This window comes from Desulfomonile tiedjei DSM 6799 (assembly GCF_000266945.1).
Classification (GTDB): domain Bacteria; phylum Desulfobacterota; class Desulfomonilia; order Desulfomonilales; family Desulfomonilaceae; genus Desulfomonile; species Desulfomonile tiedjei.
Map to the genome: position 1 here is coordinate 4,938,450 of NC_018025.1, position 13,422 is coordinate 4,951,871.

The 13,422-nt window shown below is 49.4% G+C and carries 10 protein-coding genes and 1 tRNA gene; 5 read left to right on the forward strand and 6 right to left on the reverse strand.

Features of this window, described 5'->3' with window-relative positions; translation table 11 throughout:
* Positions 1-78 precede the first annotated feature (78 nt).
* Positions 79-1,107 (forward strand): L-threonine 3-dehydrogenase, encoded by a 1,029-nt coding sequence (gene tdh, locus DESTI_RS21070; protein ID WP_041287423.1) that lies wholly within the window; start codon positions 79-81, stop codon positions 1,105-1,107.
* Positions 1,108-1,349: 242 nt separating this feature from the next.
* On the opposite strand, the gene DESTI_RS21075 is transcribed toward tdh, so the two are convergent.
* On the reverse strand, positions 1,350-2,162 hold the full coding sequence (locus DESTI_RS21075; protein WP_014812005.1) for a sugar phosphate isomerase/epimerase family protein: 813 nt from the start codon (positions 2,160-2,162) through the stop codon (positions 1,350-1,352).
* 144 nt (positions 2,163-2,306) lie between these two features.
* Here DESTI_RS21075 and scmF point away from each other — a divergent pair, with 144 nt between their 5' ends.
* Positions 2,307-3,410: a SynChlorMet cassette radical SAM/SPASM protein ScmF gene (gene scmF, locus DESTI_RS21080; RefSeq protein ID WP_014812006.1), complete on the forward strand. Its 1,104-nt coding sequence runs from the start codon at positions 2,307-2,309 to the stop codon at positions 3,408-3,410.
* A 240-nt stretch (positions 3,411-3,650) separates the two neighbouring features.
* On the opposite strand, the gene DESTI_RS21085 is transcribed toward scmF, so the two are convergent.
* The 5 genes from DESTI_RS21085 to DESTI_RS21110 form a co-directional block, all read right to left on the reverse strand.
* Positions 3,651-7,094 carry a S16 family serine protease gene (locus tag DESTI_RS21085; protein WP_014812007.1) on the reverse strand — a complete coding sequence of 1,148 codons (3,444 nt, stop codon included), beginning with the start codon at positions 7,092-7,094 and terminating at the stop codon, positions 3,651-3,653.
* Between the two features lie 388 nt (positions 7,095-7,482).
* A complete protein-coding gene (gene icd, locus DESTI_RS21090) occupies positions 7,483-8,739 on the reverse strand; it encodes an isocitrate dehydrogenase (NADP(+)) (protein WP_014812009.1) in 1,257 nt (418 codons plus the stop codon).
* Positions 8,740-8,758: 19 nt separating this feature from the next.
* The gene (locus DESTI_RS29240; protein ID WP_014812010.1) at positions 8,759-9,580 is read right to left on the reverse strand and encodes a 50S ribosomal protein L11 methyltransferase; all 822 of its coding nucleotides are present in this window, start codon (positions 9,578-9,580) and stop codon (positions 8,759-8,761) included.
* Between the two features lie 10 nt (positions 9,581-9,590).
* The gene (locus tag DESTI_RS21100) at positions 9,591-10,169 is read right to left on the reverse strand and encodes a phage terminase small subunit-related protein (protein WP_014812011.1); all 579 of its coding nucleotides are present in this window, start codon (positions 10,167-10,169) and stop codon (positions 9,591-9,593) included.
* 687 nt (positions 10,170-10,856) lie between these two features.
* Positions 10,857-10,944: transfer RNA gene (locus DESTI_RS21110), tRNA-Leu, on the reverse strand.
* 145 nt (positions 10,945-11,089) lie between these two features.
* On the opposite strand from DESTI_RS21110, the gene DESTI_RS30940 reads away from it, so the two are divergent.
* The 3 genes from DESTI_RS30940 (at position 11,090) to DESTI_RS21130 (ending at position 13,366) form a co-directional block, all read left to right on the forward strand.
* A complete protein-coding gene (locus DESTI_RS30940) occupies positions 11,090-11,251 on the forward strand; it encodes a hypothetical protein (RefSeq protein WP_157212236.1) in 162 nt (53 codons plus the stop codon).
* 649 nt (positions 11,252-11,900) lie between these two features.
* Complete coding sequence (locus tag DESTI_RS21125) at positions 11,901-12,446, forward strand: 4Fe-4S dicluster domain-containing protein (RefSeq protein ID WP_014812013.1); 546 nt, start codon at positions 11,901-11,903, stop codon at positions 12,444-12,446.
* Between the two features lie 68 nt (positions 12,447-12,514).
* Positions 12,515-13,366, forward strand: a complete 852-nt coding sequence (locus DESTI_RS21130; protein ID WP_014812014.1) for a CoB--CoM heterodisulfide reductase iron-sulfur subunit B family protein — start codon at positions 12,515-12,517, stop codon at positions 13,364-13,366.
* The last annotated feature ends 56 nt before the right edge of the window (positions 13,367-13,422 follow it).

Sequence of the window (13,422 nt, forward strand, 5' to 3'; positions counted from 1 at the left end):
TATTCGTCTTAGCGTTACAATGTAAACGTATCTTTCGCTCGCGTATAGACAATTCCCGGAGATAATCCAATGGCGTTGATGCAAGCACTGGTCAAAGTCCGGCCTGAACCCGGCATATGGCTGAAGGAAGTTCCCGTTCCCGAGATCGGGGCGAATGATGTTCTCATTCGTGTGCACAAGACTTCAATCTGTGGAACTGACATACACATTTTCAACTGGGACAAATGGGCCCGAAAAACCATACCCATTCCCATGCAAATCGGTCACGAGTTCGTGGGAACCGTGGAGGATTTCGGGTCAAACGTTCACGATTTTAAGCGGGGAGATCTCGTATCTGGTGAAGGACATGTTGTCTGCGGTCATTGTCGTAATTGCATGGCCGGCAGGAGACATTTGTGTCCGCATACCTCGGGAGTAGGGGTGAACAGGCCCGGAGCATTTGCGGAGTACATCGCTATCCCGCAAACCAATGTCTGGTACTGCGATCCCAGTATTCCCAAAGATGTTCTTGCGTGCTTCGATCCATTGGGCAACGCGACTCATACTGCGCTTTCGTTCGATGTTCTGGGAGAAGATGTGCTCATTACCGGTGCAGGTCCCATCGGGTGCATGGCAGCAGCAATCGTCAAACACGCGGGAGCACGGTACGTAGTGGTCACTGATGTCAACCCGTACCGACTTGAGCTTGCACGGAAATTGGGTGCGACCATGACCTTGGATGTCAGGAACGAGAGAATCAGTAAGGCTCAGGAAAAACTCGGCATGAAAGAAGGATTCGATGTTGGTCTGGAAATGTCGGGCAATCCCTGGGCGTTGGAAGAAATGCTATCCAACATGTGTCATGGAGGCAAGGTCGCCCTCCTCGGGATCATGCCTTCCGGAACGCCGATAGATTGGAATCTCGTGGTCTTTAACGGTTTGACCATGAAAGGCATTTACGGTCGAGAAATGTACGAGACCTGGTACAAAATGACTGCAATGATCCAGACCGGTTTGGATATCAGCCCTGTCATCACGCATCGTTTCGACTACACGGATTACGAAGAAGCATTCGAGATAATGCGTTCCGGACAATCAGGAAAGATAATCTTGAACTGGTCGGACTGATACGCAATCAAAGAGGGAAAATCGGGGAGGAACTTCTTGTAAGAAGTTCCTCCCCGAACCCCACCTCAAGAACTTTTGACACTCGCCGGAACCCGGATTTTCCTGGCAGGAAATCCGGGTTCCGGCCAATGATAAAAGTCTCTTGGAGCGGGTTTGGGGGGGACATTCTTTGCAAAGAAGGCCCCCAATATTGCCTTTTTTGAATGCAAAGCTATGTAAAATAGTATCCCGAACCGAAACCATCAGACGTTCGTATCGACAGATTGTGCCAGCATGGTCTTAAACTTTTCCCGGCTGGCCTTCAGGTAATCTTTGTCACGTGAAAACACTTCAAAAGTAACGGTTTTGTCGTACCCCATCTCTTTGATGGTCCTGGTGAAACGGGAAAAATCTATTGTTCCTGTACCAATGGGTAGGTGATTGTCTTCTTTGCCAAAATTATCGCTCGCGTGGATATGTTCGATTCTGTCAGGAAATCTGCTGAGGAATTCTCTTATTCGCTTTCCCCCTGTGGTCCCGATATTCGCATGTCCGGTATCCAGAGTAAGCTTCAATCCGGGAAAACGCTCGAATACAGGGGCAAAGTCGTTCGGTTCGGTCAAAGAATTGGCCCTGGGAAACATATTTTCCAGGCAAACGGTCAAGCCGAGCTTTTCTGCATGTTCCAGGATGTCGGTGAGACTTTCCGTGGCATATTCTTTTGCCTTGTCGAACACAAAAATGCCGAGCCCGGTCACATAACCCGGGTGCAGCACAACTTTCAGAGGTTCCAATTCAGCCGCAACGTCAAGAGAAGCCAGGGTTTCTTGGATGGATGCAATTCTGATACTTTCCGTAAGATCCGCGAGACAGAGAAAAGTTGGCATATGACACACGATTTGCATCCCGAAATCATGAAGACGTTCTAATAGTATCGACTTCTGCTGCAGGATCGTGGAGTGATGAGCCTGAGGCGGGTCCATACTCAGTTCAAGGTAATCGAATCCAAGCGACGCGATTTGTTCAAGCTCCTCCAGCACCGGCCTGACCGGAAAATTCATTGCACCGTATTGCATTGCAAACCTCCTCGCGGACACGGAATCGGGGAGGAACTCCCGGTAAGAAGTTCGGGAGCGCTCTATCGCAATCCCATGTTAAGACTGCCCGAATCCGTGCGTCTTTGCTATAATCGAAACACTTTCACACCCGATTGGGATAGCATGGACAAGTATCAATCCGATCCAGACCTGCTGCAAGACTTTCCTCTCCGGAGTCTGTATTTTTATTTGACTCGCGGCTGCAATTTGAAATGCAGGCATTGCTGGATCGCTCCCCACTTTCAAGGTGACGGAAAATCCCATCCTTCACTGGATCTCCAACTGTTCAAGTCCGTCATTTCCCAGGCCAAACCACTGGGGCTGTCCAGCGTGAAATTGACTGGAGGAGAGCCGTTCATTCATCCAGCTATTCTGGAGATTGTCGCTCACATTAAAGAAGAGAATCTCACGCTCAGTGTGGAATCAAACGGCACTTTCATTACCGAAGAATTGGCAGAGGCTCTGGTTCAATGCAGCGGAACCACGGTCTCAGTGAGTCTCGATGGAGCGGACTGGAAAATTCACGAATGGATGAGAGGTGTGAGAGGTTGTTTCCAGGATGCGGTAAATGGAATTAGAAGACTGGTCGACGCAGGACTGAAACCGCAAATCATTTTGTCCCTGGTGAGAAAAAACAAAGGGCAAATAGAACCGATAATCCGATTGGCGGAATCCCTCGGTGCAGGCTCAGTCAAGTTTAATCCGGTGCAGCCGACTGCACGGGGCGCGCTCATGCACCGGGAAGAACAGACTCTTTCCATAGAGGAACTTATCGAATTGGGACACTGGATAGAAACGGATTTATCCAAATCGACTCAAATTCACCTTTTTTACACACATCCCGCAGCCTTCAAACCTCTAAGCAATATCTACGGTCCCCAAGGCGATGGATGCAGTACCTGCGGTATCATGGGCATTCTGGGAGTACTTGCCGACGGTTCCTATGCCCTCTGTGGAATCGGGGAAACTGTACCGGAACTGGTTTTCGGGTCTGCAGCAACAGATTCACTGAAGAAAATCTGGCTGCATTCACCCATTTTGACACAAATCAGAGAAGGACTCCCCTCACGTCTTGAAGGAGTCTGCAGCAAATGCCTCATGAAACGACTTTGCCTGGGAGATTGCGTAGCTCAAAACTATTACCTCAGCAAGAATCTCTGGGCCCCGTACTGGTACTGCCAAGAAGCCCTGAATAAAGGTATCTTCCCAAAATCCAGACTCAAATAACCGAAAGAAGTAAGATCGGGGAAACCCTTCTTGTATAGTCAGTGCCAAAAATTCTGTCGTTTATCCCTCGTGTGAATTACTGGATATTGGTAGGGACCGGCGTCCCTGCCGGTCCATTCTATCGATATCATTGATCATATTGAAGATGTGCCGGCACGGAGGCACGGCACCCACCAATATTCCTAATCTTCAATCGGTCACTCATTTTGGCAACTGCTATAAGAAGGTTTTCCCCGATTCTTACTGCTTTGATCTCGAATTAACGGCTTCGACTTTGGTGAGCCAGTTCTTGAGACCTTCATTGAGTATGTGTTCGGCTCGTGCGGTATCGATTCGGTATTTCTCGGGGATATATGAGAGATCTACCAGATGGACGCCGTCGCGACTTATGAGGAACGGGCAGGTCTTGATCAGTTCTTCACTGAGGGGAGACAGCAATTTGAACACCTTATTCAGAAGCGATTTGCTTTCTTTGATCTTGATCCCTTGAGAAGTATAATTATTGACGAATACCCTAAATCCGTTCACTCCCGGTCCTGGAGTACATCCTTCGAGGCACACCCCCTGTTTGAGCAGGAAGAAATAGGGCGCGAGCATGGACAATCGCATCCCGGCTCCAATGTCTTTCTGTACGGATGCATCGATATCGGCAAGTGTTCTGAATAGATCGTCCTGAAATGGATCGAATTCGCATATGTGAGGAGGCGCTTCCGTGATCGGCAGCAGTTTGAGAATAGCCTCCTTTGAACCGGCCCGCGCGAGGAGGACGAATTTGCAGTGTTCTTCAGCAGCCTCTTTGATCAAATCAGTATCCAGTTCGCTCGGGTCCTTCACGTACAATATGTTGAAGCACTGCCCGGGAGTGCTCGAAATGCCGACGATTGCCCCTGCAACATCGAGGGCGTGAGAATCGAAAAAGTGTTCAAGACGCGTAATCTCTGCATCGTCGATGCACGAAATGTCCATTGCTTGAGTGATATTATCGACTGCAATAACCTGCAACACGTGTCGTGTATAGTCGAATGGCGCATGATCGCTTTTCCATTCCTCATACGTGAGGGTATGCAGTTCCTGCTTCAACGCATCCGACAGTCTTTCAAGTCCGTCTTCCCCGAACACATTTTCTTTAGGGATGATCACGCAACGGCAACCTGCATCAAAAGCCGTTTCAAGTTTTAATGCAAGGCCGCCCACTGCGGTAATTCTTCCCTGGGTGTCGATTTCTCCTGTCATTGCCACATCTCTGCGGATTCGTTTTCCGGCCATCAGTGAAACAAGAGCCAGGGCAATTGCTCCCCCTGCAGAAGGTCCGTCTTTGGAGGTCGAACCGCCCATAAAGTGAAGATGAATGGGAAAGTGCAGTTGGGACAGATCTATCCCGAGTGTTTCAGCCTCGTGGCAGATAGCGGTCAATGCAACTCTACGACTCTCGTCCATGACCTTCTGAATATTGCCGGTGGCATGAATCATGCTGGTAATACTGTGGCCGTCAGCTTCTCCTTCAATTCGCGTTGCCTGGATCGGTATGATCGAGCCGATGCCCATTTCCACATTGACGCCTAGGGCCAGCATTTCTCCGATCCGGTCTTCGGGATTGATTTTTCGAGGACCCCGCGGTTGATCCAAGCAGTCTTTGATTTTGTCACGGGTTATCCGGACGCTCTCAAGTCCTTTTCCGAGTATCTCTTTTCGGAATATTCTCAGGAATAGCGCTCGTATTATTCGCTCCAGCTCGCGCACTCCCGCTTCGTGGGTATAGGTTTTCACAAGAAATCTCAGCAAGTCCTCGATTTCGTGTTCTTCGAAGAATACTTGCTCTTCGTCGATCCTGTATTGCTTTCGGATTCTCCTTATGAGGTGCTCCCGCGCTATGCAGACTTTCTCTTCAATACTGTAACGATCCAGAAGTATGACTTCGCACCGGTTGATTACCGGCGCCGGCACGGTTTCGAGCGTATTTGCGGTAAGCATGAAATGACAGTTCGAGAGGTCTACATCGACGGTTGTTTCGGTATATTTGTCATGAAACAGATGGTTCTGCTCCGGATCGAGGATTTCCAGAAGTGTGGAGATCGCGAACTTTTCAGTTTTGTCTGCTTCATCCATGATGAACATACCGTTCATGATGCCCATCTTAATGAGCCCCTGGAGAATCGCACCGGGTTTCGATCCTTCATAGGTGAAACCGTGACCTTTCAGATCCGCTTCATCACGCATCCCGCCAAGGGAGAGTTTGTGATAAGGAATCTTCAGGTTCTCTGCGATCGAAATTGCGAGGGACGTTTTTCCCACCCCGGGAGGACCGACCAGGAGAAAAGCGCTCCCATTCCGTCTCCATGTCGCCACGTCGGCATCTTTGAAATAGTTGTATCTCCAGATGAGATTTGAAAAGAAATCGCAGATGATTTCTTTTGGTTTCGCGAGACCGTAATGGGTCGTATTGAGACCCTTTTCAAAATCCTCGGCGGAAACGTTTATTCTTTCGATTTTTCCCCAGGGAACGGCAAGGAGTGTTTCAATCAGCTCGCTGAATTTCGACCCGCTGTGCCCCACCGCATTGAGTTTGTTCTTGTCTATGACCTGCAGAACCTGTCGAGGAAATCTCGAATCCTGCCTGGCTTCTTCTATGCGGTCAGCAAGGCTCTTCAATGCAACAGGAACCGCTTTCGGCGCGGGGCGTTCCACCGGAGACGGCTGAACGGGAGGAATGAAACTGTCGCCTTCCTCATGGAATTGCCTGAGAGTCGCCCTGAGCAAGTGAAAGATATCTTTTGTGCTCTTCCCGTCTATCCCGGACACCGGAATGCCGATATCCGTCAAGAGATTGTACAATCCCCATGCTGTCTTGAATTTGCCAAAGACATTTTCTGCCTCCGGGATATCGCTATCCGCTGCTGGGATCAGCAATGAGAGAGTCTTCTGCAAAAAGGAGCTTCTTGCCATCAGGGACGACGATGGAGACTTGCTTCTTGCATAGCAATTCCCAATAATCTTTGTCTTGAGTTCTTCGTCGAATTCTGGAAAAGCCTTGTATAAAAACGATCCGGGGATTTCACTCACGATTTGCACAAAATTATCGAGTAATTCGATGCACTTGGATTCCCATGGAATGCCTTGTTCCGCGCAATCGATCACCGTCAAGTACGGCGCGCCTATTAACCCGTTCATCTCGTCGTCGAGCGCTGACCGCAGTGCCCGGAAATACGTCGGGTCATCCTCCCGTCTATCCATCGCGAACTCGATGTCGCTCTGAATGACTTCCTGTTCGGTATTTTGAGGGTAAAGCAAGTGCTCCGCTTGGTGACGAAGGAGAAGTTCCGCAAAAGCAAATACTTTTCGTTCCTCCAACGACCTCGTGCCCAGATGCGACTCGGGATCCGTAGGAATAACGAAGACGAAGTAATCAAACACGCGCTCATGAATGTGAATGGTATACTTATTGTTCTTCTTGGTGACGAAACTCACCACGCGAATTCTGTTATCTGCATCCTCCAGGCGTTCGACAGAAAGGTGTTCCACCATTCCGGCAGAGGCAATGGGGTCTGTCCCCTTCTTCTTCTTTAAGTAGGGGATGACGCGACGAATGACTACAGCCTTGAGTATTTGAACGATCCTTGTGATGTCGTCATCATCAGGCACGGGCAGACTGTCCAGGACTCTGTGATCGAACTCAATGGGGAACATTGCTTACCTCGCACGGGGCGGCATTGCCGAGGCTCTATTATCGGATTTGTTCGGGTCAGATGGCGAGCAAAAAAATAGGAGAATCGGGGGAGGAACTTCTTGGAAGAAGTTCCTCCTCCACCTAAAGAACTATCATGGGAAGTGTATAGAATAACGTCCGATTGCGAAACGCACTGCTCGACAATTGGTGGGTGCCGTGCCTCCGTGCCGGCACGTTTTTCAAATATAAATCAACTAGTTCGGGCCGGCAGGGACGCCGGCTCCTACCGTTTTTTCATAAAACAATGTGGTCAAGACGTCAGAAAGTATGTCAACTGCTATAACACTCACTTGGAACTTTCCAATTTCCTTCAGGAGATCGGAAAGTTCCAAGTGTAAGCCTTCAATGTCAGCTCGTAAAAGATTGCATTTTCTCTATGACTGCTGCGCCGAAGCCCGAGCATGATACCTCAGTCGCCCCCGGCATGAGTCTCGCGAGATCGTACGTGACGGTCTTATCCTGTATAGCTGCGGATATACCGCGTACGATGAGGTCTGCCGCGTCATTCCACCCCATGTATTCAAACATCATGGCGCCGGATAAGAGCATCGAGCCGGGATTCACCTTGTCCAATCCCGCGTACTTGGGAGCGCTTCCGTGAGTCGCTTCGAACAGAGCGCAGGTGTCACTCATGTTGGCTCCTGGAGCCATCCCCAAGCCTCCCACCTGGGCTGCGAGAGCATCGGAAAGGTAATCTCCATTGAGATTGGGCAATGCCAATACCTCGTATTCCCGGGGTCTGAGCAGAACTTGCTGAAACATGGAATCGGCGATTCTATCATTCAACAGCACTTTTCCTTCCGGAATGATTCCATCGTATTTGTCGGCAAGTTCAGGTTCCAAAATCACTTTGTCCGCGAATTCTTCCCGGGCCAGTTCATATCCCCAGTCCCGAAAGGCTCCTTCCGTGAATTTCATGATATTGCCCTTGTGTACAAGGGTTACGCGTTTTCGTTTCTTTTCCAGGGCATGGTTTATCGCTCTCCGTACGAGCCTCTTGGAAGCATCCGGGCTCATGGGCTTCAGACCGACGCCCGATTTAGCATCCAAAGATACTCCCATAGTTTCTTTCAGCATTCGTATGAGCTTCAGCGCGTCTTCACTGCCCGACTTCCATTCTATCCCCGCGTAAACGTCTTCGGTGTTTTCACGAAAGATTACCATGTCCACGTCTTCCGGTCGGATCACAGGAGCAGGTGTGCCCTTGATATACTTCACAGGCCGTACGCACGCGTACAGATCGAGTTTCTGTCTAAGCGTCACGTTCAAGCTTCTGAAGCCGCCACCGATTGGTGTGGTTAACGGCCCTTTAATGACGACTCCGGCGCGCTCGATCATTTCGAAAGAGGAATCAGGCAAGTAATGTCCGTGTTGTCGATAGGATTTTTCTCCCGCAGGGATTTCCCACCAGGATAGAGACCTTGTGCTTTTGTATGCCAGTCGAACCGCTGCTTCAAAAACAGGTTCGGATGCTTTCCAAATATCGGGGCCCACTCCGTCACCCTCAATGAATCCAATCACCGGATTGTCCGGAACCGACAGTTGACCGCCAGTCGTGGTAATCCATTCGCCTCCTTGCGGAGATTCTTGCCTAACCGATGCCATAAAAAGTCTCCTGATGCTTTTATCTTAGCGCTAGCGTGCTGATTGTGGTGAACGTTACCCAGGGAGCATCTGCAGCTTCATCGCCGATCCGATATCCCTGTTCAAGAAAAAGCTCTTTCAGCACATTCGCCTGATCCGGATCTATTCCCGATACAATCCAAAATTTGTGCAGATTCGCTCCTCGCAACGTCACGATATCGCGTAACACATGAAACGGCAGGTTTGCCAACACTATATCATAGGGTCTGTCGATAAATATGCGGGCTTCTCCCTGGTGCACTTCTATACTGGATTGAAACCCGTTAATCACAACGTTTTCACGCGCCGTCTGCACTGCGAGAATATTGCGGTCCACAGCGGTGACATGAGGAACACCCAATTTGGCGGCGGCAAGAGCGAGAATTCCCGTGCCCGTTCCTAAATCGAGAACTGAGTGAATTGCGTGAGACTGAATTATCCGAGAGAGAAACTTCAGACACGAACACGTTGTAGGATGGCTCCCGTCTCCGAAAACCACCGAAGGATCCAGGAGAATACTCCCCTCAGGGGCAGATGCGTGATCTGCAGGCACAAACTCGATTCCTTCCACACTCATCCCATGAGCTGGAAGTCCGGTCTGCCAATCGCGATACTGCATGTCGTGTCTGGAGAACGCACAATCAGCAGACTCGCCGCATATATTCCTCTTCACATAGTCGTCCTCGGGTTCTGTGAAGAAGAGATACGTAAAATCTTCTTCATTCCAAATTCCGATAAAAGAAGACGGCGGCTCGTGAACTGCAATTTCATCCGAGTGTCCCCGAATTTCATAAATATACAGATGTGTATCCGGGGAGATCATAAAAACTCAATCATTCCTGCTCTCTAATATCGCCCACCTCTCGTACGATCGACAGATAAATCTCGACTGCTGCCAACAAATCACTCTTTGCTTCTGCAAGAGCAGCAACTTCGGAAGCGGTGAGGTAGTCTCTCTCGAGCAGGCTGTCTATACGGCGATTCAGACGAATTATTTGTTCGGGAGAAGCCAATTCTCCCATATCGAGGTCCGTTTCGGGCTGTTCTATTTCTTCTATTCCTTCTTCTTCAGGCTCTATTTTTTCTATCCAATTGTCCAGGAGTTTCCATTTGCTGATGGTTGCAGGGCTCACACCTACTCGTTTGGCCAGATCTTTGTTCGTAATATTTCCATCTGCATCCAGATAAAGCTTAATTGCCTTGTCACGGGCTGCCTTCTTACGAACTACGCCACCCATTTCTTTCGGTTGTTCTTCTTCACCCTTTAACTTGGCTTCCCAATCGTTTTCTCTCTTCCATCTTCCTATGGTGAGCGCATTTACTTTGGTCGCTTCCGCGATTTCTCTGTTCGTAATTTTACCCCCGGCCTTCAGAAACATTTTCTCTGCTTGTATTCGTGCTTCTTTTTTCATACGCGTAACTTCCTCCCATGTGTACTGACTTCGCCGGGTTTGGTTCGTTAGAGCTGGACCGGTTTGGGATCTAAGATCTATTTACCTCGTAACAAAAATCTGTTTGCATTGCAATAGATACAAACATTTAAATTCTGGTTTTCATCTATCCAAGTTCCTGAGCATGGCGCGGGACACCCCGGGAGTATCATTTACCGTCGTAACATCAGACATTTAACATGGAATAAAGTTGCGCTTGAGATCACTTTTCGATAACACTTTTTCTACCAATTTATGCCGAAAAGCTCTTATAGAGTGTTTGTCTCCTATCATTTGATTTACCGTGGATGCACCTTTTTGCACATGCGGAACAACTCTTTTTTTAGATTGTGCGATTTTATCGGCTCTTGGAGTCAGCCTCAGAACGATGAGCCAGCCCCACTGCGCCATTTGCGATACTGTTAGTTCTTGAAATATCGTTGCGGACATCATACACGCTGTCATAAGAGCGTCTGAGAATCAGCTAATTTTGATGAGATTCCAGGAGCAATAGTAAGACAGCAACACATGGAATCCAAGCAGTCCCGGCCTCAGGATAGCGTACAAAATAAAAGTGGAAGCTCAATGTCGTTCAAAAACCCCGACTCGTTAACGTCCCCTCCCCTATGGCCGAAAATTTAGTGATGGATAAAGCGCAAGAAGAAGTTGTGGTGCCTGAGGACGGAGTCGAACCGTCACGGGGACAAGCCCCAAGGGATTTTAAGTCCCTTGTGTCTACCTATTCCACCACTCAGGCTCCTGCCCGGTTCAGAATACCAAGTCAATCAATCGGTTTCAATCATTTCCCTGTTTCCGCACGAATGATCCGCTCGGTTCCCACTTCGCGCAATGCTCGCAACAACACACACGGCACGTCAATGAGTAGGAAGAAGGTCCCACGCATGCAAGCCATCTACGGATACATTCTCGTTTTGATCGCTGCAATCATCATCGTCAGCTTGCTGATGGTTGTGCAACGTAATGCCAAGGGTGATTTTTCCGGTATGAATCAACAGAATACTGTGAGACGCTTCGTAGTTTCCGATTATCGAGGTCTGGCGTGAATGCAAGAGGTCCAAATCCAGACCGTTAAAAAGGTCTTCTGTATTTGCCCAACACATGTCTGCGATCGATCCCAATGACCACCTCCTGTGCCGGTTCCAAAGCTGAACCGTTCTACAGCGCGGAAGAGGAGCTGAATATACCTGCAAGGCATGATGTGTGGTATCCCGGTTTTGGAAGATAGTGTCAAGATAATTGTGATGGGTCGAGCAATCTTTCAGATTTGGGGATGAAGTGTTTAAGAGACAGATTATCTAAAGCCTGTAAGACAGTTTCATGCAGTACCCGCGAGATTGCCGCGCTATCTTCTTGTCAAATACACCGAAATTCATTTTCTCTGAATGGAGATTTGGCTCGATCCAGGCATGAAAGAACGGAGAGTATTTCTTAGACACCGCTCAAAGTCTGTATTGGTCGCCTAATCTTCCCTTGACATGCCTTGTACACCAGATTAATATCGTCTTTGGTGCTCGATTCAGTGATTTCTTCAACATTACCCGTTGCCTGCGAATTCGCGAGATAAGCAATAATAGAATGCTTGAACGGATACTTGTCCCCGTGAATCGTACCTGACGGAATATTGCTTTTCGAAGATTTTGAATCACTGTTTTCATGACCTCGTGACAGGAACACATCCGAACAGGAAAGCCAATGACACCTTCTCAAAGTCCTTCATCGACGCGAGTATCGAGTCCCGCTGGAGATCTGCTGTCGGTAATCAATCAGTGTTATCAGTGCGGGAAATGTTCTGCCGGATGTCCTATGGCTCCGGAAATGGATATTCTTCCCCATCAACTGGTGAGGCTTGCGGTTTTGGGGAATCATGATCGCATTGTGGATTCCAAGAGCATATGGCTGTGCCTGTCCTGCCACACCTGCGGCGCGAGATGTCCCAACGGCATCGACGTACCCGCCCTTCTGGATCCGATCAGGCATGAAGTTATTCGCAAGAAGATCAGCACCCGTGAACCCCAGGTTCCGATATTCCACCAGATATTCATGAAGACTATCCGTATGTTCGGCCGAGTTCACGAGCTTACCCTCATCGGCATGTACAAGATGAAGACCAAAACGTACTTCAATGATATGGAACTTGGGTGGCAGATGTTCCGCAAGGGCAAGATGCATATCCTGCCCCATCGGTCAGGCCATCAGAGCGAAGTAAAAGAAGTGTTCAAGGCTTCTTCCTTTAAATAAGGGTCAGGATCGAATTGGAAATCTCTCCGGGTACTCACTGCCCGGTCAACTTATCCAGAGGACGGACAATGGAATTCAGCTATTATCCCGGATGCACGCTCACAGGGTCCGCGAAGGAATTGGACGAGTCCTTCCGCAGTTCCGCAGAGCGCCTGGGCGTAACGCTTCGCGAGATCCCGGATTGGACCTGCTGCGGAGCATCTTCTGCTCACATGGTCGATCATTATCTTGAAGCGGCTCTTCCAGCGCGTGACCTCATGACAGCCGAGCGGCTCGGCAATGATGTGGTGGCACCGTGCGCAGGATGCCATGTTCGGATGAAAGCCGCATCCCAGCGCATGATGGAAGAAACAGCGCTGCGGAACCGGTTCCCGTTCAAGGGAGAGATCAAGATTCTCGCAGGGTTGGATCTGTTCCATATGGATGCAGTCCTTTCCCGTTTGAAAGAGAGAGTAACCAAGCCTCTGGAAGGTCTGCGCGTGGTACCCTATTACGGATGCCTGGCAGTACGGCCGGTGGAAGTGGTGGAACCCGAGGACCCCGAGAATCCCATGCAGATGGACCACATTCTAGAAGCCCTGGGAGCGGAAGTGCTTTCCTGGCCGTACAAGACCGACTGCTGCGGAGGTTCTCTGGCGCTGACCCGTACGGATCTCGTGCTGAAGCTTTCCCGTAAGCTTCTGGATATGGCAAAGCTGTTGGAAGCGGATGCAATGGTGACCATGTGTCCCATGTGCCAGGCGAACCTGGATACCAGACAGGCGGATATCACGAAAGAAACCGGTCAGGTGTACCATGTTCCCATCGTGTACGTTACGGAACTCATTGGCGTGGCCTTGCAGCATCCGAACGTCAGGGAATGGTTCAAACGGCATATCGTTTCCCCGGAAGCAGTGTTTGCGAAAAAAGGACTCATTTGAGTCATCGAATCCCGTGCGGAGCGTGACCCAAATGGAAGCTTCAATATTCATCTGTC